Source organism: Variovorax sp. P4_D9 (assembly GCF_056401695.1).
The window spans coordinates 1-24493 of record NZ_JBFUIU010000021.1 but is presented as its reverse complement, the minus strand read 5'-3'; the positions used below and the strand labels follow the sequence as shown (position 1 = coordinate 24493).

The following is a 24493-nucleotide window of genomic DNA, read 5'->3' as shown; positions in this document are numbered from 1 at the left end:
GCGAGTCGACTGACTCATTGTCGAAGAGTTCACGGGAGCGTACGACGACCTGGTGGTGCGCGTAAATTCTGCGCTGCAGTTGGCGGATGTCGCGTCGTGAGGAGCACGAACTCCGCGCCAGCATGGAGCCTGACTACGTCAAGACCATGGCCGCCGCGGTCGCCGCCATGCGCGGGATTGCGTCGGCACAGCGCAGATCGAGCCATGGCCTCTTTCGCATCAGGGGATCTCCTCCGGGCTCAGGTCGAGTTCGGCTGGCGGCTGGTCATTCGGGCCCAGCATGGCGTGATGACGGGCAAAAAGGCGACGCAGCCAGCGGTTGCCCGAGTCCTGATGGAAACGCTTGTGCCAGAACTGCGCGATCTCGAACGTCGGAATCTCCAGCGGTGGCATGAAGATGCGTACCGGCGTCATTGCAGCACACGCCGCGGCGAGGCGGCTGGGCAGCGTGGTGATGATGTCCGTCGAGCGCAGCATGCGGGTAAAGCCGAGGAAGTGAGTGGCACGCAGTGTCACGTGGCGCCGTACTCCCTGAGCCCTGATCGCCGCATCGATGGTCTGCTCCTGATGCGCATGCCCTCCACCCGAGGGGTGGTAGACAGCGTGCCGCAATGTCGCGAACTGTTGAAGGGTCAGTTCGTCGCCGATCAGCGGGTGATCGGCCCTGACCACGCAGACATAGTGCTCCCGAAACAGCGATTGACCGTGAAACGGCCCTTCAAAGTCCTCGAAGTATCCGACAGCAAGATCGACCTCGCCGCTGCTCATATCCGCCTCGCGTTGCCGAAGCGTAGTGGCCTGGACCGTCTCGATCTTGACCTGTGGCGCTTCCGCCATGATGTGCTCCAGCACTGGCGGCAGCAGCACCATTTGACCGACGTCGGTCATGTAGATCCGGAATGTCCGGTCCGAATGCGGGGCATCGAACTCCGAGGCATATCCCAACGCCTCACGGATTCGTTCGATCGAGTCCTTCACCGGCAGGCTGATCTCGGTCRCCCGCGGTGTCGGCATCATGCCCTCGGAGGTGCGCACGAACAGCGGGTCGCCCAATGCCGAGCGAAGCCGGTTCAGGGCGTTGCTGACGGCCGATTGCGTGAGGCCAAGGTGCGCACCCGCAAGGGTCGTGCTCTTCGTCTCGAGAACGGCTTCGAAAACCAGCAGAAGGTTGAGATCGACTCGGGGAGTACTCATGGGTGAGGCAGATGGTGCTGTTCTTCCGCAACTCTATGGTGACCCTCGACGCGAAGGAATCGGTAGTGGCCCCGGGTTCCGGTAGATCCGCTGGCAGACTCTCCTCGAACACCGCAGCAAATGATGGGAATGCGCGCGTTTGCGGCTTGGCGTGGCGCGCACATGGCTTAACCAGCGGATCGGAGGGCTGCTATCACGGCGGCGAATCTCGCGAATTCCGATTTGCAATTGGCCGCCGAGCCCGCGACCCGCAAGAATTCCACCGCACACAAAACACTAGGAGACAACCGGTTACACGCACGCCGCGCAGCGGTTTGGCCGTGGAAATGCAAGACGGCTTCCAGCTCGGCTTCAAGCAGACACGCGGCCGGCTTGGCGGGCTGGAGACCGAAATCATCGTCGCCGGCGACCAGCAGAGCCCGGACACCGGAAAGTAGGGCTCGAAAAGCTGGTGAAGAAGGATGGCGTGCAGATTGTCACCGGCACGCTGCTCACCAACGTGATGAACGCCATCGGGCCGATCGCCTTCCGCGAGAAGGTGTTCCCAATCGTGGATTCGGACGCCTACGCAGCTCAATGCGAGGCCAACTGACCTGACGCGCCGGCCGCCAGGCGCCGCGCGCTTTCACCTTTTCTTCCTTTCCCGCCGAGGCCGATTCGGCCTCGGCGGGAAGCCTTTTTTCAACAGGTAACGAGGAGACCAGATCAGATGCGAACAAGATCGCTAGCGGCGAGTGCGGCGTATGTTGTGGCAGTAGCCGCCTGGGGGCAGTCGCCCAGCGTAGCGGACCCTCCACCGCGCCGGATCAAGACGTGCGCCGGGCGGAGTCGGAAGCGCAATCGCGTGCGCGGGAAGCGGCTGCGTCGACGCTCACCCTGTACGGACTGATCGCCTCGTCCTTCAGGGCGGGGAAGGAAAGCAGGTATGGGCTTCAACAACGACGCCCGCTGCCTGTGGAGGGGTGATCAGACGCGCGGCGTCCGCAAGGACGAAGCGCGCAGCCCCGGCGAAGCAGGAACCCACCGAAGAGGCAGGCCGTGCGCAACGCGCAGCGCGCCTCAGCAGGAATCCTCGTCCTACAGGGCGGGGTGGATTTCAATCCCTTGCTCCCTCGACCTCGAAGCCGCCTACGCTTCGCTCTCGAAGGGCACCCTCAAGGAATCGAACAGGGTGACGAACACGCTGCGCAACCACTCACTGCCGGGGTCGCGATGGTATCTTTGGTGCCACGTCATCGACACATCGAAAGCCGGAAACTGCACCGGCGGCTCTACGAGCTGCAACTGCATATGGGCGGCGACCATCGCCCCAAGGTTGCTGGGCACCGCGCCAATCAAGTTGGTGCTCGCGACGATAGGTCCCACGCAGAGGAAGCTGTGGACTCTCAGTGCCACTTTTGCCTTGACGCGGGTTCCTGACAGCACTTTCTCTACGGCGGCGGCGTGCTGCATTCCTTCGGGGCCGGCAACCACATGCGGCAGTTCCCGCAGCTGGTCGCGGCGCAGGTTGCCCTTGACGCTGGGGTGATCTTTGCGGGCGACGTACACGAATCGTTCGCGAAACAGACGGCGCTGGTGCATCTGCTTGCCCAGGTCGCCGAGATAGCCCACCGCGAGATCGACCTGGCCCGACGCCAGCCCGTCGAACAGCTCGCCCTGGCTCGGCGAAACGGCCTCGATAGTGACCTGCGGGGCCACCTCGGCCAAGTGTCGCATCAGGCGTGGAAGAAACAGTCGCTCGCCGATGTCGCTCATCGCGACCCTGAACGTGCGTGCCTCCTCGCTTTGACTGAACGTAGGCCGGGTGACGGTGGAGCGGAGGATCTCGAGCGCTGAGCTCACGGGAGACACCAACGAGTCAGCAAAGGGTGTCGGCACAACGCCGCGCTGTTGCCGGACAAACAACGCATCTCCATACATTTCCCGAAGCCGCCCGAGGCCGCGGCTGACCGCCGGCTGGCTCAGGCCGAGCTGCGATCCGGCCGCGGTCAGGTTTCGCATGCGATAGACCGTCTCGAACAGTTCGAGCAGGTTGAGATCGACCTGCCGAGACAGGAGACGAGAGGGGTGGCCTGATTTGATATGTGTCGAAGACATATCACGGATTCTATTTTTTCATTTCCGGAATGTCTTCCATTTTTCTACAGTGTCGGCAGCCCCAGCAAAAGGAGACATACCGTGATCAACCTACTCGATATTCGTTACGTGCGGCTCGGAACCCGGCAGCGTGACCAGACGGACCTCTTTGCGCGTGAGGTGCTCGGCCTGGAGCGGGCACGGCAGGAGGCGGGAGCCTCATACTTCCGCAGCGACAGTCGCGATCACACCCTGGTGTACTTCGACGGCGATCCGGCGGACCACACGGTGGGCTTCGAGCTGCGAACCCCCGATGAACTGGACGCGGCCGCTGCGGAACTCAGCAACGCCGGTGTCGAGGTTCGCCGCGGTTCCGCAGACGAATGCGAGCAACGCCACGTGCAGAGCTTCATCCACTTCAGGGATCCCACCGGCAACAAGATCGATCTCGTGCTTGGCCCCCACCATAGCGGGCGCCGTTACTTTCCGTCTCGGGATGCCGGAATCACGGGCTTCAGCCATGTCGGGCTGTGCACGACCGACGCCCGGCGCGACGAACGGTTCTGGACCCAGGTGCTCGGGGCGCGCGTGAGTGACCGCATTGGCGATGCGCCACTGCTGCGGATCGACGACGTGCATCACAAGCTTGCAATGTTCCCGGCGACCCGCTCGGGCGTGCAACACATAAATCACCAGGTCGAGAGCGTGGACGACATCATGCGCGCCTGGTACATGCTCCAAAAGAAAGGGATCCGGATCGCATTCGGTCCGGGTCGCCACCCGACCTCCGGCGCGCGGTTCCTCTACTTTTACGGACCGGACGGAATGATCTTCGAGTACTCCACCGGCGTGCGCATGATCTCCGCGGAAGAGGAGCAGACTTACCAGCCGCGGCAATTTCCTCGTGGAAACGAATCGTTCTGCATGTGGGGGGCCGTGCCTGACATCGCCGAGTTTCGCGACACCGCCCAGGGGGCACGACCTTGAACGCCGCTCCAGCCGCTCAGCGCGAACTGCGCATTGCTGCCCGCGCGTTGGCGCGTCATGGCCTGGCACACGCCTATGGCCACTGCAGCGTCCGCCTCGACAAGGGTAACTTCCTGGTCTGTGCGTCGCGGCCGATGGGCCTGATTGGACGCGGCGAGCCGGGCACCGTCGTGCCTGTGACCGGGGCCTTGCCGACAGGCGTGCTGGGTGAGGTTCGATTGCACCAGGAGATCTATCGACGCCACGCGCACGTTCACGCCGTGACCCGCACGATGCCGCCTTTGCTCATGGCGCTTGGCACCGCGCGGCGCACGCCCCGGACCCGCCATGGGATGGGCGCCTACTTTGGTTCCGGTGCGGCCTTGTGGGACGACCCGCAACTCGTGCGGGACGATGAACGGGCGGCCTCGGTGATCGATGCGATGGGAAGCGCCAACGCAATCGTGATGCGCGGCAATGGCGTGCTGGTCACGAGCGACTCGCTGGCCAAGGCGGTGGTGCTCACCTGGTATCTCGAGGATGCGGCGCGGATCGAGCTTGCCGTGCTGGCTGCCGGCTTGCAGGACGAATCGGTCGTGCTCGATGTGGCCGAGCGCGAACGGCGAGCCACCGATGCCGGTGGCATTTTCGAGCGAATGTGGGAGTACCTGAGCGCGGGGGACCCAGAGATCAACTTCCAGGAGGCACAAGCGTGATTCTGAACTTCATCAACGGCGAATACCGCGAGGGGCGCGGCGGCCGGACGTTCGACGACATCAACCCCGTCGACGGCTCACTCATCGACAAGGTCAGCGAGGCCGCTCGCGAGGATGTGGACGACGCGGTGCGCGCAGCGCGTGAGGCGCTCAATGGCCCTTGGGGCTCCCTCAAGCTCGCACAACGCTGTGACTTGCTGTATGCGCTTGCGGCAGAGATCGATCGCCGCGCGGATGACTTCATTGCCGCCGAAGTGGCAGACACCGGCAAGCCGCGCTCGCTGGCATCGCATCTCGACATCCCGCGAGGCGCGGCGAACTTCCGCGTGTTTGCGGATGTGGTGCGCAATGTGCCGACGGAGAGCTTCGCCAGCCACGCGCCGGATGGCAAGCCCGCGTTGAACTATGCATCGAGGCGGCCAAAGGGCGTCGTGGCCGTGGTGTGCCCATGGAACCTGCCGCTGCTGCTGATGACATGGAAGGTCGGACCCGCACTTGCTTGCGGCAACACCGTCGTCGTCAAACCATCGGAGGAAACGCCCGCCACGGCGGCGCTGTTGGGTGAAGTCATGAACGCCGTGGGCATTCCCAAGGGTGTCTACAACGTGGTCCACGGGTTTGGGCCTGACTCTGCCGGCGAATACCTCACGACGCATCCGGACATCGATGCCATCACCTTCACCGGAGAGACGCGCACGGGTGCCGCTATCATGCGAGCCGCTTCTGACGGCATCAAGCCCGTGTCGATGGAGCTCGGTGGTAAGAACGCCGCAGTGGTTTTTTCGGATGCGGACCTGGACGTCACCCTCGCCGGACTGACCCGCTCGGTCTTCGAGAACTCGGGCCAGGTCTGTCTTGGCACGGAGCGGGTGTACGTGCAACGCCCGATTTTCGATGCCGTCGTGCAGCGATTGGCTGCCGCGGCGGCGCGCTTGAAGCCGGGCAGGCCTGACGACGCCGAAGCCAATTTCGGACCCCTTGTTTCGGCCGAGCATCAGGCGAAGGTCCTGGGCTACTACGCCTTGGCGAGGGATGAGGGCGCGACGGTGGTCCACGGCGGCGGCGTGCCGAAAGTACCAGCCGCGCTCAAGGGTGGCGCGTGGATCGAGCCGACTGTGTGGACAGGTCTGCCGCACGGCTCGCGCGTGGCCAGCGAAGAGATCTTTGGCCCCTGCTGCTGCGTGATTCCGTTCGACCATGAATCGGAAGCACTGCAGATGGCGAACGACACGCGCTACGGCTTGGCCGCATCGGTCTATACGCAGGACGTCGACAGGGCGCACAGATTCGCTGCTGCGCTGAAGGTCGGCGTCGTGTGGGTCAACACCTGGTTCCTTCGGGACCTACGCACCGCATTCGGCGGCTCCGGTGCATCCGGCATTGGCCGCGAGGGAGGTGTTCACTCGCTCGAGTTCTATACCGAGCTATCCAACGTTTGCATCAAGTTCAACGGGGCGGCGCAATGAGTGCACGAGACATCGAAGCGGCAGCGGAATCGCTGTGGAGCGCGGCAGCAAGTGGCAAGGCGATCGCGCCGATGAGGGAGACCTTTCCCGGGTTCGGCCCTGAAGAGGCCTACGCCGTCCAAGAGATCAACACTCAGCGCAAGCTGCAAGGCGGAGCGGAACTGGTCGGTCGGAAGATTGGCCTCACTGCGAAAGCGGTGCAGAAGCAGCTCGGCGTTGACCAGCCGGACTATGGGATGCTGTTCGCCGACATGGCCGTCGCGGACGGCGAGCCTGTGCGCTGGTCCACATTGATGCAGCCCAAGGTCGAGGCAGAGGTTGCATTGGTCATGGAGCACGACTTGCTCGAACCGGGCATCTCGATGGCCCAGATGCTACGGGGTGTTGCCTTCGCGCTGCCCGCCATAGAGATCGTGGGTAGTCGCATCGTCGACTGGAACATCCGCTTCGTCGACACCGTGGCAGACAACGCCTCGAGCGGGTCATTTGTGCTCGGCAACACCCCCGTGCGCCTGGACGGCCTGGACCTGCGTTTGGCAGGCATGGTCATGGAGCGCAAAGGAGAACAGGTCAGCCTGGGAGCAGGGGCTGCATGCCTGGGCCACCCACTCAATGCGGCACTGTGGCTCGCCAACAAGATGGCCGAATTGGGTCGCGGACTGAAGGCAGGCGACGTCGTGCTCACCGGCGCGCTGGGGCCGATGGTTCCCGTCAACCCCGGTGATGTTTTCGAAGCCCGCATCCAGGGCCTTGGTTCGGTACGCGCAGTGTTCGAGGAGCAGAAGAAGTGAACCAGCAACGCATTGCAACTTTGGCACAACGGGTCGACGCAGCCGCTCTCCACGCCAAGCCCATCGCGCAGTTCGCGCAGGAAGAGGCGGTCGGTGTCGATGACGCCTACGAGATCCAGCGCGGATCGATCGCCCAACGCCTTGAGCGCGGTGAACGGCGCACTGGCGTCAAGATGGGCTTCACCAGCCGCGCCAAGATGGTCCAGATGGGCGTCCACGACATGATCTGGGGCCGACTCACTGAAGCAATGGCCGAGCAGGACGGTGGGCAGGTGTCGCTGAGCAGGTTCGTCCATCCGCGTGTGGAGCCCGAACTGGCCTTCCTCCTTGGCAAGCCTCTGCCCGCGGGCGCCAGCCTCGCGCAGGCGCTCGACGCCGTGATCGCGATTGCGCCAGCGCTCGAGATCATCGATTCCCGTTTTGAGAATTTCCGCTTCTCGCTGGAAGACGTCATTGCCGACAACGCGTCTTCGTCAGGATACGTGATCGGACCGTGGTGCGATCCGCGGCAGGACTTCAGCAACCTGGGCCTCATCCTGTCGATCAATGGGATGGCGCGCCAGGTCGGAAGCACGGCGGGAATCCTGGGCAATCCCCTGCGCTCGCTCGTCGCTGCCGCGCGGTTGAGTGCCGGCGCGGGAGAACCGTTGGAATCAGGGTGGCTTGTGATGGCCGGCGGCGCCACCGCTGCCGAAGCCCTCGAGCCCAACCAGCACATCGCGCTCGAGATGCAAGGACTCGGTCGCGTCGAATTCAACACAACCGAATGAGGCAAACATGCCATTGATCCAGGTCACCCTAATAGAAGGCCGTAGTGCCGAGGCCAAGACCGCCTTGATCCGAGGGCTCACCGACGCTGCTGTCGAAGCCACCTCTGCGCCGCGCGAGTCCGTGCGAGTGATCCTACAGGAAGTGCCGGCGGCACATTGGGGGGTGGGCGGTGTGCCCAAAAGCGTCCTCGTGAAGGAGGTGCATCATGGCTGATCGAAAGTTGAAGGCGGCCATCATCGGCAGCGGCAACATCGGCACGGACTTGATGATCAAGATCCTGCGCCACGGCCGGCACATTGAAATGGGTGCGATGGTCGGCATCGACGCCGCCTCCGATGGCTTAGCGCGTGCATTGCGCATGGGTGTGGCCACGACCCACGAAGGCGTGGAGGGCCTCTCGCGTCTGCCCGTCTTCGCGGACATTGACATCGTCTTCGATGCAACGTCGGCTGGCGCACACGTCAAGAACGATGCCTTCCTGCGCAAACTCAGGCCAGAGATTCGCCTGGTCGACCTGACGCCCGCGGCGATCGGTCCCTACTGTATTCCCGTGGTCAACGGCCTGGCGCATCTGGACGCACCCAATGTCAACATGGTCACCTGCGGCGGTCAGGCCACCATTCCGATGGTCGCAGCTGTCTCGCGCGTGGCCAAGGTCCACTATGGCGAGATCGTCGCCAGCATTTCCAGCAAGAGCGCCGGTCCCGGAACACGCGCCAATATCGATGAGTTTACGGAGACCACGTCAARGGCGATCGAAGTGGTGGGTGGCGCCGCCAAAGGCAAGGCCATCATCGTTCTGAATCCGGCGGAGCCGCCGCTGATGATGCGCGACACGGTCTACACGCTCAGCGAATTCGCTGACGAGGACAAGATTGCCGCATCGGTGAAGCGCATGGCTGCCGATGTACAGGCCTATGTTCCGGGCTATCGCCTCAAGCAGAAAGTCCAGTTCGACCGGATCGAAGCCGACCGCCCGATCCGAATCCCAGGAGTGGGTGCGCGCATGCACGGGCTCAAGACCTCCGTCTTCCTGGAGGTGGAAGGCGCTGCGCACTACCTACCCGCGTACGCGGGCAACCTGGACATCATGACCAGCGCGGCTCTGCGTACCGCCGAATCGATGGCCGAGCGGATGCTCGACGCCGTATCTGTTTGAGGAAACTGCAATGAGCCACGACGTAAACAAGAAGATCTACATCTCTGATGTGACGCTGCGCGACGGCAGCCATGCCATCCGCCACCAGTACAGCGTCGAGCAGGCCAAGCAGATCGCCAAGGCGCTCGACGAGGCCAGGGTCGATTCCATCGAGGTCGCCCACGGAGATGGCATGCAGGGCGGCAGCTTCAACTACGGCTTCGGCGCCCACACCGACGTGGAGTGGATCGAAGCGGTGGCCAGCGTGATCGAGCACGCCAAGATCGCGACGCTGCTACTGCCGGGCATCGGTACGGTGCACGACCTCAAGGCTGCCTATGACGCTGGCGCGCGCGTCGTTCGCGTTGCCACGCACTGCACTGAGGCCGACATCTCGAAGCAGCACATCGAATATGCCCGCCACCTCGGGATGGAGGCCGTGGGCTTCCTCATGATGAGCCACATGACCACGCCGCAAGCGTTGGCGCAGCAGGCAAAGCTGATGGAAAGCTTCGGTGCAACTTGCTGTTATGTCGTGGACTCGGGCGGCGCGTTGAGCATGAACGATGTGCGCGACCGGTTCCGTGCTTTCAAGGACGTGCTCAAACCTGAGACGCAGACGGGAATGCATGCGCACCACAACCTGAGTCTGGGCGTGGCCAACAGCATCGCCGCAGTGGAAGAAGGTTGCGATCGCGTGGACGCAAGCCTGGCCGGTATGGGTGCAGGTGCAGGCAACGCTCCGCTCGAGGTATTCATCGCGGCGGCCACGCGCCTTGGGTGGAACCATGGCACGGATCTGTATAAGCTGATGGACGCGGCCGACGACATCGTCCGTCCGCTGCAGGACCGACCCGTGCGCGTGGATCGCGAGACGCTGGCGCTGGGCTATGCGGGCGTGTATTCGAGCTTCTTGCGGCATTCGGAAGTGGCCGCCAAGAAATATGGCCTGAAGACCGTCGACATCCTTGTCGAACTGGGACGGCGCCGCATGGTGGGCGGCCAAGAGGACATGATCGTCGATGTGGCGCTCGATCTGCTGAAGGGCATGGAGCACGAGCGTATCCATCAGGCGCCAGTCATGAGTGAGGCTGGCTGACTCCACGATTTTTCGCGTACTCACCGAAGTGCCGTTTGGCGCGGCGGCAGGGCTGTCCGTGCCCGACGAACGGATAGGTGTCTTGAAGCTCGACAGCACGGCGTACGCAAATCCAGTGCTGCATGTGACCACAGAGAATGACAAGGAGACTTCTATGAAACAGATGAGCGTTCGCCTATCGCTTCTGGCGCTGACGATCTCGATGGTCGCGGCGATCCCCGCGGCGCAGGCGCAGTCCGCTGCCTCGAAGTGGCCGAGCCAGCCCGTGCGTTTCGTGGTGCCATTTCCCGCCGGATCAGCGCCCGATGTGTTGATTCGCTTTGTGGGCGTCAAGCTCACTGAAAAGTGGGGGCAAGCGGTCGTCATCGACAACAAGCCCGGCGGCAGCGGTGTGATCGGCATGAATAGTATCCTCACCGGCCCCACGGACGGAACCACCTTCGGCTTCGTACAAGGCTCTGCAATCTCGGTAGCTCCAAGCACAATCAAGGGCGTGAGCTACGACTTCAATCGCGATTTCGTGCCGGTGACGCTGGCGGCAGTTGCGCCGTTCATGCTGGCTGTTCCGAGCGACTCGCCCTACAAGACGCTTGGCGAGTTCATTTCCGCCGCGAAGACCAAGCCGCAAGGGATCGAAGTCGCCGACAACGGCCGTGGAACCGCGCCGCATCTCGCATCCGCGCTGCTCGGTCTCCAGTCGGGCGCCCAGTTCCTGGAAGTGCACTACCCAGGCGGTGCCCAAGCTATGCAGGCGACGCTCGGCGGTCAAACCAAGATGATGGTTGAGACCTACAACGTTGTCGCCGGAAATGTGCAGGGCGGCAAGATGCGCGTGCTGGCCTCGATGAGCGACCGGGTCGAGCTTGGCCTGGAGAAGTTTCCACTTGCGAAAGACACGGTGCCAGGCGCCGTAGCCTTTGGTTGGTTCGCTGTGATTGCGAAGAAGGGTGTCGACCCCGCCATTCTCGCCAAGCTCAACAAGGACATCGGCGAAGCTTTGCTGTTGTCGGATGTGGTTGCCAAGTCGCGGGAACTCGGCACCTATCCTCGTCCCGGCACGCCGGAGCAACTCGCGACGTACATCGACGACGATCGCAGGACCTGGCAGGGTGTTCTCGACAAGCTGAACATCAAGCCGGAATAGTTACTGACCTGTGCACCAAATAGTGCGGTAGTGCGCTAAGGGTTGATGAAAATCGATGGACGCAAACTTGATTGGGCGACGCAAGCGCACTTGTGCCGGCAGGTGGTGCTGGCGGTGCGAGGTGGCATGACGCAAGGCGAGGCCACGCGGGTGCATGGACTGAGCCTGCGGCGTTGCAAAAGGCCTATGCGCGGGCGCGCGAGGGGTCGTTGCGAGCGCTCAAGGGCGATGCACGGGACTTTCCTTGCACCAGCAGGCCCAGGTAGCTGCGCAGGATGTCGCTGATGGCAACGCCATTCTTCACGGGCAATGCACCATCGAGTTGCTTGAACACCGGTGCGAGTCGATTCAGATGATGTCCGACCAGCGCCAGGCCGGCCACCGGCGTCAGGTCACAGTCGAGTTGCTTGACGATGAAGGGGCGCATTGCGAAGAACCAGATCACGCGTTTGAAACAGCACCATCAACGCCCACGCACCGGTCTGGCGCTTACCGAAATCACCTCGCATCGACCGCACCCGCAGGGTGAGTGGCTTTCACTCTTAGCCTCACGGATCCAGGGTGTTAGTCCGTTTCGGGCTTCATTTTGAGCGCGACCGAGGAGCGGCCAGCTCGACGAATCTTGCCGGATACGCCGAGTGCCTCCAGTAACCGCGCGTTAGAGCAAGATCCTCAAGGACAAGCGTGGCAAGCGCCGTTCTAGAGCAGCGCGCTAAGTCTCCCGTGTATTGAGTCGCATACCTGGCGATAGGGGAGGTCGGCTCTGTGGACGAGACCGGTCGCAGCAGGCGGCCGCGCGAATTGCCGGTCATGGCCGACCTGAGTCAGAGGTCCGCGCGCTGGGAACGTCGGTTCCGCAAGCCAGCCATTCGAGAATGCGATTTCACCGCTCAGCAATGTAGTGTTGAGTCGTCACCGCTTCGCCGTTGCGCAAGAACACCCGTACACGAGCTTCCACTTCCTGGTCGGCCAGCGTGGCCCGGGCGCGCTGGTGCAAGTATTCGGCCCAAGAGGCGACGATGAAGCGCTCGATATAGCGCGACGGATCGCCGAGGTCCCGATAGACGCGCCATAGCGTGGCGCCGTCGCGGCGCCGCGAGGCGCGCAGCTGGGTCACGGCGTTCAAGAATTCCTCTGCCTCGCCGTCGCGGATGCAATAACAAATCTCAACCGATACCGGGCCGTCGCCCGGAAGAGGCTGATTCTTGATGAAGAGATCTTCCCAGAGGGCGACGGGCGTGACCTCCTGCGAAGCGCCCATCCGCAACGGCAGCCAGCGGGCGAGAATCATGCCTCCTGTTATGGTAAGTGCTGCGATGCTTAAGGCAATCGCCAGCCCGGTGATGCCGGAAACTGCGCCCCAAAACGCCGAGCCGATGGCGAACGAACCCAGCGCGCTGAGCGTGTGCAGGGCCACGGCGCGCGAACGGACCCACGGAGGCGCGCTGGACTGCGTGGCTGTATTGAAGGTGGCCATCACCGCCATCCAGGCGGCGCCGCCGATGGCAAGCGCCACGAAGACTACGATGGGTATGCGCACGAACGCAGCGATGAGCATGACGGCCGCGAAAACCATGCATCCCAGTGCGACGAGGCGCTCGAGCCCCAGGCGCGCACGTAACTTGCCCAGCACCAAGCCCGCAGCAACTGCGCCTGTGCCCAGGCATCCCATGAGGAAGCCGAATCCGGCGGCTCCCAACTTTAGTTGTTGCGCCGCGATAGCCGGCAACAGCGCCCACAGCGCCGAGCCCGCACCGCTGTAGGCAATGGTGCGCAGCAACTGAGCCAGGATCATCGGCGAATGCCTTGCATAGCGCAGGCCCGCGACGGTGCCGCTCCAGAGGCGCTCCGGCGGCAGGGGCGACTGCGCATGTGGAGCAGGGGGCCAGCGCCGCAGTGCTTGCATCATCACCAGGGCGCTCACTGCGGCGATCACGAACACCCAGCCCGCACCGAGCCATGCGAATACGAAGCCCGCGACGGACGGCCCCAATGCCCGTGCGCTGTTCCAGGCGATAGACATGGCCGTGATGGCTTGCGGCATGTCCTCGCGCGGCACTGTGTCCGCCAAGCTGGTGTTCCAGGCCGGCGACAGCAGGGCCGTGCAGCAGCCAGCGGAAAAGGTGAACAGCAACAGGGTCCCCGGTCCCGCCCACCCCGCCAATGCGAGAAGGGACAGGACAAGGACGATTGCCACMTGAACGGCCAGCGCATTCAGGATCAGCCGCCGTCGGTCGGTGATGTCGGCCAGCACGCCTGCGGGCAGTGCCAGTAGGAACATTGGCAGAAACACGGCGGTCTGCACCAACGCTGCGAGGAAAGAGGAGCCCGTGAGCTCCACCATGAGCCACGAAGCCGCCATGACCTGCATGGCGTTCCCAGTGAAATAAATGGCGCTGCCGGTCCACAGGCCCCGGAATGCGGGCAGACGCAACGGGGACCAAAGGGAGTGGGATGCGACGGACATCGAAGGAGCTTTGCCAGATTATGGGCGAAGCGTCAGACGTTTTCCGCTGGGGCCTGACTGCCGCGGAGTCTGATAGCCCATTGCCTCCATCTTTCGTGATTTCAGCACGTTCCGTCTTGCCAGCACGTGACCGTTTGACACACCCCCCCGATGGAACCTCCCTGGGGCGATTCCGGCATCACGCTTCCGGAAATGACCGTCTGAACCGGACTTCCGGTTCAGACTGCCGTCGTTCGCCTTCGGCCTGTCGAATGTCGGCGGCTGACGAAACCCGACCTTGGCGTCTTTCCTCGCGAACGGCCGGTCTACCTTCGGAACTTGACCTTTGCCGACATCGTCGATGAATTCGACTTGGGTGGCAACGGTCGATCAGGACGACATCGTGCGCGAACGACAGCTTCCGCACCTCGCGAATCGGAGCTTCGGGCCCAGAAGAGACCTTGGCAATGCAGATCTGGCGGACGGAAAGCCGACATTGCCCATAGAGTTCGGGCCGCTCCTTGCGCGACGCGACGACGCTGATCTGATGCCGGGGTTGGGGTCCCTCAATGGAAGAACTCTTGCATTGGGGCGACAGCGTCTGCGCTGCACGCTTTGAAGGATCGATGCCATTCGGAGGTTCACATGATCGATGCAGCGGCCGAACCGCATCAAGGACCGGCTTCTCCTGTTCCCAGTGACGTCACCTTGCGCGACGGGCGTGCCGTGCACCTGCGTGCGTCCTGCGTTGCCGATGAGTCCGAACTCCTGCAGGAAGGCAACCCGATCAACGTCCGTGCAAGGGAGTCACCGAAACGGCTTACCGCTCACGCCCCCACGACCCACCTATTCCTCGAAAACGTCGGTGCCAAAGACCTCGTAGTGCATGCGAGCCTCAGGAATGCCCAGCGCCTTGAGCGTTTCAACTTGCGCGCGCATGAAGGGCAGCGGCCCACAGATGTAGTAGTCGGCATCGGCCTTGACCGCCGACGCAGAGATGCGCCGGAGGTCGACCAGTCCCTGGTGGTCGTAGTCGTAGCCGAGGACGTCACTGGGCAGCGGCGCGTCGTAGAACACGATGCTGGTCAGCCGCCGGTTCGTGTCGGCAGACGCCTTTATGCGGTCCTTCATGGCGTGGACTGCGCCGTTGCGGGCGCCGTGCACGAACACGACTTCCCGATCCGTGTTCTTCAGGACCGCCTTGAGCATGCTGACCAACGGAGTCAGGCCCACCCCCCCACTGATCAGAACCACCGGCGTCGTGGCGTCCATGTCGACATAGAAGGGCCCGAACGGCGGGGTGATGCGGACCACGTCGCCCAGGTGGACATAGTCGTGCAGAAGGTTTGACACATAACCGGCGGTCCCGGGCTCCCCCTCACTCTCGCGCTTGACCGAGATCCGGTAATACCTGYCGTTCGGCGCATCCGACAGGCTGTACTGGCGCACCTGCTGCAAGCCCAGGCTTGGAACGTCGACCACGATGCTGATGTACTGGCCGGGCTTGAAGTCGGCGATCGGCTGGCCGTCTTCGGGTTCAAGAAAGAAGGAGGTGATGACCTCGCTCTCCGTCCGCTTGTGCCGTACCACAAAGTTGCGCCAGCCGCGCCAGCCACCGGCGCGTTGCTCGGCCTCGGCGTAGAGCGCCGCCTCGGCGGCGATCATGATGTCTGCCAAGGCCTGGTAGGCCTCAGCCCAGGCGGCCACGATGTCAGCGGTTGCCGCGTCCCCGAGAACCTCTTTGATCGCGGCCAGCAAGTGCTCGCCCACCACCGCGTACTGGGCGGGCTGCACGTTCAGACTCGCATGCTTGTGCGTGATCCGATCGACCGCTGGGCCCAGCACCGACAGATTGTCGATATGGGTGGCATAGGCCAGCACCGCCGCGGCGAGCGCCCGCTGCTGCTCGCCTCGTTCCTGGTGCCGCATGTTGAAGATGTTCTTCAGCTCCGGGTGGGCTTCGAACAGCCGCTGGTAGAAGCGCTGGATGATGGCGTAGCCGTGAACGGCAAGAACCGGCGCGGTGGCCTTGACGGTGGCGATGGTGGACGGCTTGAACATCTGTGATCCTTTGCTTTGTGTAGGAAGCCAGTTCGCGATGCGGGTCACATCGTGGATCGTAGTGATGGTATCGACCATGAGATCCCTGCAAGCTYTCCGAGTTTCCGGACCTTCTAAGGTCCGTCCGGCCTGTTCGAGGGGGGATCAGTGCCGGGTGTTTTGGTCCTTGTCGTCGAGGAGCGTACATCGTGCGGCGCTGGTCCGCTAGTGTTGTGAGAGTTTCGCCGAGATCGAACGATCGATGGCTCTCCACTCCAGGGTCTGCTGCCACAACGATCTGCGTCGGCCAATATTGAAAGAACAACTTCGCTCGCTCGAGCGTCGTGTTGACGACCGCAACGATTTCCGCATGCTCAGCCTCAAGCCGCTCCTTCATTGACGTCAGACTTGAGATTTGACGCCGCGAGAACGGGCAGTGCAAGCCTCTCATGAATGCAATCAGCACGCTGCAGCCCTTCGCGCGGAAGTCGGCCAGCGAGACAGCGCCTTCCTGATTCACCGTTGGAAGTGCGAGCTCTGGCGCCGACTCGCCGGGCTCAAGCACGTGCAAAGCGGCATTCATACAACCCCCAAATCTATCCACGGTCCATCGCAGGTAAGCCATCAAGGCGCGCTGAACAAGCGAGGGCTTGCGGCCGGGAAATGAGCCGCTGCCCGAGACCGGCTGCTGCCGTTCGCGCTCTGCCTCCGACGAGGAACTTGCCCTCCTGTACGGCGTAGTGAGCCCATGACAGCCAACTTGCCGAAATCGCGTCGGCGACCGGTGAGCCTTGCACTGTTCCGGAAAAAGGGCGTACGCTCGCCCCCAGGGCCATGCTCGTGCTCAGTCTGTGAACAGGGCCGAGAGGAACGATGCGAAGCCGGACCGGAAAGGCGACGAGCCCACCGGGTTCTGAGGTCTTGCCCCCGCAGCGCAATCGACAGTCGACGGCGACTGATGAGTGTCCCTTGATCCTGCAACCTACGCCTGACCCGTCGAACGGACGACTTGCGGAGTTCGTTCGACTCGCGCGCCGTTGTCAGCGCGCGCGAGTAGCACGCGTGTGTCGTCGATCGCCGTGAGCGTTCGCAGCCGTGTTGTTGTGTGGTCATCGCTGCGCTGTGCACGAGGCTGGCACGAAAACCGAATAAGCATCGTCGGGATACGTCGTTGCTCCCCAGCCCGCGGGCAACGACCATCGAAGGCTTTCACCACCCGCGGCGCCCCTCTGGCCGGCTACCAAGATGCAGTTCCCGTCGTCATTTACCCTCGCGCGTGCGGCAGGCGCGGTCCTCGTCGCCGTCGCTACCGCCCTTGGCGCCCAGGCGGCTGATCCGTCGCTCCCCACGCAGGTCCCTGCCAACACCAAGCTGGTGGTCGCCGACCAAAATGAGAACTTGCAGACCCTCATGCGCGCTTCGGGCGCGCAGAAGCAGCTTGCCGCGTCAGTGAGCTATGCGAACTTCCAGGGAGGTCCCGCGATCCTGGAAGCGTTCCGAGCTGGCGCGCTCGACCTGGCGGTTGTCGGCAACACGCCGCCCATTCAGGCCCACGCGGCCGGCGAAATCCTGCCGATCGTTGCGGTGCGCACCAGCGACGGACCCGACTATCAGCTCGCCACGCGCCCGGGCCTCACCCTCAATAGTTTGCAGGAGCTCAAGGGCAAGAAGATCGCCTACGCCGAGGGTACGGGTCGTCAGCCCTTTGTGCTGAGCGCGCTGAAGTTGGCCGGCCTGAGCCRGAAGGACGTGACGTTGGTTCCGTTGCGCGCCGGCGAGTTTCCGACGGCGATCCAGACCGGGCAGGTCGACGTCGCGGCGCTGACCGAGCCCCATTTCAGCCGCTACTTGCGCAGCTACGCCGACCTGAAGGCAGGCGCGTTGCCGAAGGCCGAGCACGCCCGGCTGCCCACACGCACGAGCTATCTCTACGCCAGCCCGATGGCCCTGAAGGACCCCGCAAAGGCCGCGGCGATTCGCGATTTCGTGCAGCAGTGGGTCACCGCCAGCGATTGGGCCACTCGCAACCCCAAGGTCTGGGTCGACGCCTACTACGTCCAGAGTCAGGGGCTGAAGGAAGCCGAAGGCCTGGCGATCGTGCAATCGGAAGGGGTGAGCCGCTTCCCCCGCTTGTCCGAGGCCATTCCCGCGCAACAGTCCACCATCGACCTGATCTTCGAGGCCGGTGACCTGCCCAAGCGGCTGAATGCGGCCGAAGAGTTCGACTTGCGGTTTGCCCCCGTCGCGGCCGACGTCGTGGGCCGGTTGGCCAAGAACTGAACGTCGCTATGGCCTACCCCTACCCGCCGCGCTCCGCCATGGATGCCAAGTTGGAATGGCCGGGCGGCGGCGCCGCACGTTCGCAGCCTGCGGCCAAGCCCCGCCTCTCAGCTGCGAGTTCCTTGGTGCCGCGCAAGCTAGGCAGCCTGGGCCTGATGGCGGGGCCCATCATCGTGCTGCTGGCCTGGGAACTCGCGTCCCGGACCGGATGGCTGCCCCCTCGCTTGCTGGCGGCACCTTCGACCGCCATTGCCACCGGCTTCGAGATGCTTGTGCGCGGCAATCTGCCGGAGCATCTCTGGGCCTCTGCCCAACGCGCCTATGCGGGGCTGTTCATCGGCGTCGTGCTGGGCGTTGCGATGGCATTGGCGTCGGGCCTGAGCCGCTGGGGCGAAGGCGCCCTTGACAGCCTGGTGCAGATCAAGCGGGCCGTGCCCACGCTGGCCCTGGTTCCGCTGGCCATCCTGTGGCTGGGCATCGGCGAGACCATGAAGGTGACACTGATCGCCACCAGCGTGCTGATCCCCGTCTACATCAACACGCATGCCACCCTGCGCGGCATCGACCTCCGCTATGTCGAACTTGCGCAGACGGTCGGCCTGAAGCGCTTCGAGTTCATCCGCCGCGTCGCGCTGCCGGGGGCCATGCCCGGCTTCTTCACCGGCTTGCGGCTCGCCGTGACCATGTGCTGGGGCGCACTGGTGGTGCTGGAGCAGATCAACACCACCGAAGGCATCGGCTATGTGATGAACCGCGCCCGTGACTACGGCCAGACCGAGGTGATCGTTGTCGGACTGATCTTCTACGCGGTGCTCGGCCTGGCTTCGGACTTGGTGGTGCGCCTGCTGGAGAGCAGGGTGCTGGCGTACCGCAAGGTGATCGGCTCATGAGCGGCGCCGCCACACTGAGCCAGGCCGCGGTCGAGGTCCGGCACCTGAGCCGTCGTTTCGGCGATCGCACGGTGCTCTCCGACATCTCGCTGACGGTCGCCACCGGCGAGTTCGTGGGACTGCTGGGCAAGAGTGGCTCCGGCAAGAGCACGCTGCTGCGCGCGCTGGCCCGTCTCGATGCCGACGTGGCCAGCGAGGGGCAGTTAAAGGTCCCTCGGAACTGCTCCGTGCTGTTCCAGGATTCTCGCCTGCTGCCCTGGGAGACGGTGCTCGGCAACGTGACGCTGGGCCTTCGGACACGGGATGCTGATGCAAAGGGCCGTCGGGCGCTGGCGGAGGTCGGCCTGGCAGGCCGGGAGAGCGCTTGGCCGAATGCCTTGTCGGGCGGCGAGCAGCAACGAGTGGCGCTGGCCCGATCGCTGGTCCGGGAGCCGCGGCTGCTGTTGGCGGACGAGCCTTTCGGCGCCCTCGATGCGCTGACCAAGATCAAGATGCACAGCCTGCTGCGCAACCTTGTGCGCATCCACCAGCCGGCCGTAGTGCTGGTCACGCACGACGTCGAAGAGGCGCTGGTGCTGGCCGACCGCGTGCTGGTCATTGATGAGGGCCGCATCGTGCTCGACCAGGCGGTCGGTCTGCCCCATCCGCGGCGCAAGTCCGAACCTGCCTTCGACCAGTTGCGAGACGCGCTGCTGGCCGCCCTCGGCGTGGACGCCTACGCCTGAACCAAGGAACACCATGACCCGCAAGCACATCCACCTGAATCTGTTCGTCATGGGGCGCGGTCACCATGAAGCGGGCTGGCGGCATCCACGCGCCTCCACGAGCGCGCTGACCGACATCGCCTACTACCGTCAACTGGCGCGCACGGCCGAGGCGGGCCTGTTCGATTCCATCTTCCTGGCTGACGTTCTGGCGCTGGGCAAGGACGCGGGCCATGTGCCTGTGGGCGGGCTGGAACCGATCACGCTGCTGGCTGCACTGGCCGGCGCGACCGAACGCATTGGATTGATCGGAACGGCTTCGACGACCTATTCGGCGCCCTACAACCTGGCCCGCCAGTTCACCTCGCTGGACCATATCAGCCGGGGTCGCGTGGGCTGGAACATCGTCACCTCGTGGTTCCAGGGCGCGAACGAGAACTTCGGCCTCGACCAGCAGCCGCCGCATGCCGAACGCTACGCGCGTGCGCACGATTTCGTCGAGACCGTGCTGAAGCTGTGGGACAGCTGGGCTGACGACGCCGTCGTCGATGATGCCGCCGCGGGCCGCTACGCCGACACCGGGCGCATCCGCCAGATCGCCCATGAAGGGCCGTTCTATCGCGTGGCCGGCGCGCTGAACGTGCCACGTTCGCCGCAGGGCCGTCCGGTGCTCGTGCAGGCCGGTTCGTCGGCCGCCGGCAAACAGTTCGCTTCGCGTTACGCAGAGGCCGTCTTTACCGCGCATCTCGAGAAGGCCACTGCCGCGGACTTCTACCGCGAGCTAAAGGCGGCCGCGCGCGCCGCCGGCCGCCGTGACGACCAGATCGTGATCCTGCCTGGCCTGAGCCCGGTGATCGGGTCGACCGAGGCGGAGGCCAGGCGCCGCTGGGAAGAGCTGAACGAGCTGACCGATGCGGAAGTAGGGCGCGAGCGCCTGTCGAACCGCTTCGGCGGCCATGATTTCTCGCACCTGCCGCTGGACCGCCCGCTATCCGTCGATGATTTTCCGGACCCGTCGACCGTCCAGGCCGCGCAGAGCCGCGCCGTCGTCATCACCTCGCTGGTCGCGCGCGAGCGTCCCACCTTGCGGCAACTGCTGCACCGGTTGGCCGGCGCACGCGGTCACTTCACGCTAGCCGGCACGCCCGAGCAAATCGCCGACGCCATCGAGGACTGGACCTCCAGCGGCGCCGCCGACGGCTTCAACCTGATGCCACCGGTCCTGCCCGCGCTGCTAGACGACTTCGTGGAGCAGGTGATTCCGATCCTGCAGAAGCGTAGACTGTTCAGGACCGCGTACGAAGCCGACACGCTGCGCGGCCACTACGGGCTCGCGCGGCCCGAGAACCGTTACTTTGCGCCGCGGCTGAAAAGCGTTCAAAGCGAAGCAGCATTGGCGGCGCCGGAGGTCGAGGCTGTGTGAGTCATTGCTGGCGCATACCGTGTGCGGCTTGGTCGAGCCATGAAGACCGAGCTGACGGGCGCCTTGGCCAAAGGCGAGACCGTGCAGCTGATCGGCTTCGGCAACTTCACTGTTTCGATCCGCGCCGAAGGTTCGGGTCGGAATCCGTCGACCGGCGAGCCGATGACCATCAAGGCGAGCAAGGCTGTGAAGTTCACTGCTGGCAAGTCTCTTAAGGATGCTGTGAACGCACTTGAGTGAGATGACTGTCGCTTGGTGTCCCTGAGGGCCGGACTTCCGCTCCAGACTGTCTGCTGTCCTTCGAAGTTGGCTACGGAAGGACGGCGGTTGACGTGACCCGACCTTGGCCCTTTTCGTGACGAGCGGCCGGTCTACTCTGGAACTTGACCCTCGCCGATGTCGCCGGCTTTGGAGCGCGGGCGACCACGGTTGACCAGGACGAAGTTGCGCGGTTGCGCGCGAACGGCTTCCGAATGTTGCGAACTGGCGTTCCGGGCCGCCGGAAGCGGCCGTTGCCTTCGCTCCGAAGCGGTAGTTCAACTTGGTGAGGGCGCCGTGGTGGCTCCCTTCGCGCCAACGTGACGAAGACCGACGCGCCTTGGCTCAGGCCCAACGGTCCGGGCGCGCTCCGCGCCAGGCTGCAGCTCTCACCTCGGTCGCGTCCGACACGCTAACGCAAGTCAGGCAGCCAGGCGCGCTGCCAGCTGCCGCGCGGTTCGCGCGCTGGCGCCCTTGCCGGTAATCGCCAGCGCCGGGGGGTTGGCCAGCATCCGCTCGAAGACCGCCCGCACTTCTTCCGCTCCGATGTCGTCGATCATCGCAATCGCTTCGGCCATCGGAGTCACGGTCCCGCTGGCGAAGAGCTCTTCGACGGCCTGCTCCATCGTTGCGTAGGTCCGCTCCTCTGCGCGCACGCGGGACACGGTCAGCTGGTTCTTCGCCCGCTCCAGGTGCACCGGATCGATGGTGGTGGCCTGCGCACGCAGCAGGCCGCCCGTCGCTGTCACCAGCGCGTCTAGCTTGTCCGGGGTAGTGACCGCATGCACCACGAAGTTGGCCCAAACGTCCCCGCTGTCCATTGTGGAATGCGCCGTGTAGGCCAGGCCGAGCTGCTCCCGGACTGTGTCGACCAGTGGCGCCGACATCCCGCCCCCAAACAGGTTGGCCGCCAGCGAAGCCGCAAGTCGCCAGCGCTGCTGCGACATCTGCTCCTGCCGCGCGGGCGCCAGCGGGTATGCAATGTTCAGGAACACCTGCGACACCTGCGTGAAGCGCCGGGCCATGGCATGGCCGACGTACTTCGCGGGCGCCGGCTGTCGAGACACGGGTAGGTCGGCCGACGGGGGCATCGCTGCAAAGAGTTCCCCGGCGAGCGCCACCCACGATTCGACGTCGAAGTTCCCGGCCGCAGCGACGACGGTCTTTTCCGCGACGTAGTGGGACTGCACGTGGCGGACCAGGTCGTGCCGGGTAAAGCTTTCAATGTTGCCGACGGTGCCGATCACAGGCATGCCCATCGGGTCGTCGCCCCAGATCGCGCGGTCGAGCAATTCGCTGGAGTAATCCTGTGGATCCTCCTCGTACTCGATGGCCTCCTGGCGAATCACTTCCAGCTCACGCTGCAATTCATTGTCGGGAAATGTACTGTTCAAGACGATGTCGGCCGTCATGCGCAGCAGCTGCTCCGCGTGGCGGCCCAGGCCGGTCATGAAGTAGCCGGTGGTGTCCTTGCCAGTGAACGCGTTGACATCCGCTCCCAGCCGCTCCGCATCCAGGTTGATGGCCTGAACGGAGCGGGTGGCGGTCCCCTTGAACGCCATGTGCTCCAGCACATGGCCGATGCCGTTGGTGACCTGCGTCTCGTCCCGGGAGCCGACACGCAGGAACACGCCCACACTGGCGCTCTGCACATGGGGAATGTGAATGGCGAGCAGCCTCACCCCGGTTGGAAGCGTGTGGAGGACCGTGGTGGTGCGCTCCGCCTGCAGCCGGACCATGGCTCAGCTGCCTTCCGGCCGCTGCAGCCTGACGCCGATGCCGTAGAGCGCGAGCAGGCCCAGCACGTGCCCGATGGCCACGCCGGGCTCACCCGCTTCAATGCGGCCGATGGTCTGGACATGCACGCCAAGGCGCGCGGCCGCGGCGGTCTGGCCCTCCCCGGCCGCCGATCGGGCCAACTTTGCCGCTGCCCCCAATTCTCGGATTGCATGCAAGGCGTCGTCGCCGATGTCTGTCGAGATGCGCTTTCCTTTGGTCATGGGTGCATTGTCGCTGCGCCCGCGGCCTGATCGTTACCGATCCGGCGGCGGCTATTGGCCGCGACCACCAGTTCGCGGCCGATCGTTACAGCGGACTTTCGGAGCGATTGCCCCCGCTCGTCAAGGRCTGCAATCGGCGAATTCGGCGAACAGGCGGTCCCTGCCAACTGCGGGCGTTCATGCCGAAGCCTTCAACGTCCGCTCCAAGCGAAAGCTGCCGTTGACGCCTTGAGCGATCGAGCGCTGAGCGGGTCATCCTCGGCTTAGAGCCACCATGCATGGTTGCTTCATTGGCTGAAGTTGGAGTCCAGAAATTCGATCAAATCCAGCGTCAAATTGGCCTTCTGAGTAAGGTTGGTGTATCCGTCGCCGCCCCGTCCAATGCACGACTTTCGCATTTGAGCGATCAGGGCGGCGAATTGCGATTCGGAGAAGCTCTTGCCGTTGTAAGTCGCGCGTCCATCGCCATCGACGTCGACCCTGCAGTTGACGAAGGTCTCTATGGTCGCTTCTCTAAACATCTGGAGGTCCCTCGGATCACCGTCGAACCCGCTCGCCGCCCCCTTATAGGACTTTGTTGTGACCTTGCCTCCGGCGGCCGTGTATTCCTTGATCCAGTCCTGGCAACCGACTTGACCGACTATGCTGTCCTTTTCCCCGGTGCCGATGAACACACTGCCCACCGGCTTCGGCGTACGTGGATGGAAAAAGCATCCGGGGCTGACCGCCAACGCGAGTGCAAAGCGTTTGTCTGTCACGCTCGGGACGAAGGTTTTGTCGGCCGCCAACAGCGCAATCGTCCCGCCCCGTCCGGAGCCCATGACGGCAATGCGATCCGCGGGGTAGCCGCCATCGATCAGGAATTTCCTTGCGGCGAAGGCGTCGCGTACTTGATCGAAGACAGAGATTGAGCTGTTGTCCGAGATCGTGCTCATGACCCCGCGGGGACCATAGGTGTCGATGATCGCAACCGCATATCCGGCAGAACTAAGCGATCGAGCGTAGTGGCCTTCGCGGTTGTTGCTTATGCCACCGCCGGCGCCAATGATGACGACGGCCCCTTTGGTCCGTTCTGGCGGCTTGTAGAGTAT

At 64.0% G+C, this 24493-nt stretch carries 22 protein-coding genes and 3 pseudogenes; 16 read left to right on the top strand and 9 right to left on the bottom strand.

Annotation, left to right across the window (positions count from 1 at the left end):
* Window positions 1-219 precede the first annotated feature (219 nt).
* Window positions 220-1194: a LysR family transcriptional regulator gene (locus AC1DY5_RS04275; RefSeq protein WP_478108892.1), complete on the bottom strand. Its 975-nt coding sequence runs from the start codon at window positions 1192-1194 to the stop codon at window positions 220-222.
* Window positions 1195-1205: 11 nt separating this feature from the next.
* Here AC1DY5_RS04275 and AC1DY5_RS04270 point away from each other — a divergent pair, with 11 nt between their 5' ends.
* Both AC1DY5_RS04270 and AC1DY5_RS04265 read left to right on the top strand, forming a co-directional pair.
* Window positions 1206-1631, top strand: coding sequence for a hypothetical protein (locus tag AC1DY5_RS04270; RefSeq protein ID WP_478108890.1), 426 nt, complete (start codon window positions 1206-1208; stop codon window positions 1629-1631).
* Between the two features lie 14 nt (window positions 1632-1645).
* Window positions 1646-1786 (top strand): hypothetical protein, encoded by a 141-nt coding sequence (locus AC1DY5_RS04265; RefSeq protein ID WP_478108888.1) that lies wholly within the window; start codon window positions 1646-1648, stop codon window positions 1784-1786.
* A 536-nt stretch (window positions 1787-2322) separates the two neighbouring features.
* Here the strand turns inward: AC1DY5_RS04265 and AC1DY5_RS04260 are convergent.
* Complete coding sequence (locus AC1DY5_RS04260; RefSeq protein WP_478108885.1) at window positions 2323-3291, bottom strand: LysR family transcriptional regulator; 969 nt, start codon at window positions 3289-3291, stop codon at window positions 2323-2325.
* Window positions 3292-3372: 81 nt separating this feature from the next.
* On the opposite strand from AC1DY5_RS04260, the gene AC1DY5_RS04255 reads away from it, so the two are divergent.
* The 9 genes from AC1DY5_RS04255 to AC1DY5_RS04215 all read left to right on the top strand — a co-directional run bounded on the left by AC1DY5_RS04255 (window position 3373) and on the right by AC1DY5_RS04215 (window position 11361).
* Window positions 3373-4257, top strand: a complete 885-nt coding sequence (locus AC1DY5_RS04255) for a VOC family protein (RefSeq protein ID WP_478108883.1) — start codon at window positions 3373-3375, stop codon at window positions 4255-4257.
* Entirely contained in the window at window positions 4254-4952 is a 699-nt protein-coding gene (locus AC1DY5_RS04250; protein ID WP_478108880.1) for a class II aldolase/adducin family protein, read from the top strand. The genes AC1DY5_RS04255 and AC1DY5_RS04250 overlap by 4 nt, the downstream gene beginning before the upstream one ends.
* Entirely contained in the window at window positions 4949-6418 is a 1470-nt protein-coding gene (locus AC1DY5_RS04245; protein WP_478108878.1) for a 2-hydroxymuconic semialdehyde dehydrogenase, read from the top strand. The genes AC1DY5_RS04250 and AC1DY5_RS04245 overlap by 4 nt, the downstream gene beginning before the upstream one ends.
* A 71-nt stretch (window positions 6419-6489) precedes the next feature.
* A complete protein-coding gene (locus AC1DY5_RS04240) occupies window positions 6490-7209 on the top strand; it encodes a 2-keto-4-pentenoate hydratase (RefSeq protein WP_478108877.1) in 720 nt (239 codons plus the stop codon).
* Entirely contained in the window at window positions 7206-7979 is a 774-nt protein-coding gene (locus tag AC1DY5_RS04235) for a 2-keto-4-pentenoate hydratase (RefSeq protein ID WP_478108876.1), read from the top strand. Before AC1DY5_RS04240 ends, AC1DY5_RS04235 begins: the two co-directional genes overlap by 4 nt.
* A 7-nt stretch (window positions 7980-7986) precedes the next feature.
* On the top strand, window positions 7987-8193 hold the full coding sequence (locus AC1DY5_RS04230; RefSeq protein ID WP_478108875.1) for a 4-oxalocrotonate tautomerase: 207 nt from the start codon (window positions 7987-7989) through the stop codon (window positions 8191-8193).
* Complete coding sequence (locus AC1DY5_RS04225) at window positions 8186-9139, top strand: acetaldehyde dehydrogenase (acetylating) (protein WP_478108874.1); 954 nt, start codon at window positions 8186-8188, stop codon at window positions 9137-9139. Before AC1DY5_RS04230 ends, AC1DY5_RS04225 begins: the two co-directional genes overlap by 8 nt.
* Window positions 9140-9149: 10 nt before the next feature.
* Window positions 9150-10217: a 4-hydroxy-2-oxovalerate aldolase gene (gene dmpG, locus AC1DY5_RS04220; protein WP_478108872.1), complete on the top strand. Its 1068-nt coding sequence runs from the start codon at window positions 9150-9152 to the stop codon at window positions 10215-10217.
* A 154-nt stretch (window positions 10218-10371) separates the two neighbouring features.
* Window positions 10372-11361 carry a Bug family tripartite tricarboxylate transporter substrate binding protein gene (locus AC1DY5_RS04215; RefSeq protein ID WP_478108870.1) on the top strand — a complete coding sequence of 330 codons (990 nt, stop codon included), beginning with the start codon at window positions 10372-10374 and terminating at the stop codon, window positions 11359-11361.
* A 235-nt stretch (window positions 11362-11596) separates the two neighbouring features.
* On the opposite strand, the pseudogene AC1DY5_RS04210 reads toward AC1DY5_RS04215, so the two are convergent.
* The 4 genes and pseudogenes from AC1DY5_RS04210 to AC1DY5_RS04195 form a co-directional block, all read right to left on the bottom strand.
* Window positions 11597-11788 (bottom strand): annotated as a pseudogene (locus AC1DY5_RS04210) (IS1380-like element ISCARN34 family transposase); the annotation flags it as partial.
* Window positions 11789-12244: 456 nt separating this feature from the next.
* Window positions 12245-13828: an MFS transporter gene (locus tag AC1DY5_RS04205; RefSeq protein WP_478108868.1), complete on the bottom strand. Its 1584-nt coding sequence runs from the start codon at window positions 13826-13828 to the stop codon at window positions 12245-12247.
* Between the two features lie 825 nt (window positions 13829-14653).
* Window positions 14654-15868, bottom strand: a complete 1215-nt coding sequence (hmpA, locus tag AC1DY5_RS04200) for an NO-inducible flavohemoprotein (RefSeq protein ID WP_478108866.1) — start codon at window positions 15866-15868, stop codon at window positions 14654-14656.
* 226 nt (window positions 15869-16094) lie between these two features.
* A pseudogene (locus tag AC1DY5_RS04195) lies at window positions 16095-16430 on the bottom strand (redoxin domain-containing protein); the annotation flags it as partial.
* A gap of 662 nt (window positions 16431-17092) precedes the next feature.
* Here AC1DY5_RS04195 and AC1DY5_RS04190 point away from each other — a divergent pair.
* The 5 genes and pseudogenes from AC1DY5_RS04190 to AC1DY5_RS04170 form a co-directional block, all read left to right on the top strand.
* Complete coding sequence (locus AC1DY5_RS04190; RefSeq protein ID WP_478108864.1) at window positions 17093-18127, top strand: ABC transporter substrate-binding protein; 1035 nt, start codon at window positions 17093-17095, stop codon at window positions 18125-18127.
* An 8-nt stretch (window positions 18128-18135) separates the two neighbouring features.
* The gene (locus AC1DY5_RS04185; protein ID WP_478108862.1) at window positions 18136-19017 is read left to right on the top strand and encodes an ABC transporter permease; all 882 of its coding nucleotides are present in this window, start codon (window positions 18136-18138) and stop codon (window positions 19015-19017) included.
* Window positions 19014-19742 carry an ABC transporter ATP-binding protein gene (locus AC1DY5_RS04180; RefSeq protein WP_478108860.1) on the top strand — a complete coding sequence of 243 codons (729 nt, stop codon included), beginning with the start codon at window positions 19014-19016 and terminating at the stop codon, window positions 19740-19742. Before AC1DY5_RS04185 ends, AC1DY5_RS04180 begins: the two co-directional genes overlap by 4 nt.
* 13 nt (window positions 19743-19755) lie before the next feature.
* Entirely contained in the window at window positions 19756-21144 is a 1389-nt protein-coding gene (locus AC1DY5_RS04175; protein ID WP_478108857.1) for an LLM class flavin-dependent oxidoreductase, read from the top strand.
* A 45-nt stretch (window positions 21145-21189) separates the two neighbouring features.
* Window positions 21190-21384: pseudogene (locus AC1DY5_RS04170) on the top strand (HU family DNA-binding protein); the annotation flags it as partial.
* A gap of 440 nt (window positions 21385-21824) precedes the next feature.
* Here AC1DY5_RS04170 and AC1DY5_RS04165 read toward each other — a convergent pair.
* The 3 genes from AC1DY5_RS04165 to AC1DY5_RS04155 form a co-directional block, all read right to left on the bottom strand.
* The gene (locus AC1DY5_RS04165; protein WP_478108854.1) at window positions 21825-23141 is read right to left on the bottom strand and encodes a M16 family metallopeptidase; all 1317 of its coding nucleotides are present in this window, start codon (window positions 23139-23141) and stop codon (window positions 21825-21827) included.
* 3 nt (window positions 23142-23144) lie between these two features.
* Window positions 23145-23402, bottom strand: a complete 258-nt coding sequence (locus AC1DY5_RS04160) for a helix-turn-helix domain-containing protein (RefSeq protein ID WP_478108852.1) — start codon at window positions 23400-23402, stop codon at window positions 23145-23147.
* Between the two features lie 287 nt (window positions 23403-23689).
* A partial coding sequence (locus tag AC1DY5_RS04155; RefSeq protein WP_478108850.1) for a dienelactone hydrolase family protein occupies window positions 23690-24493 on the bottom strand: 804 nt, incomplete at its 5' end.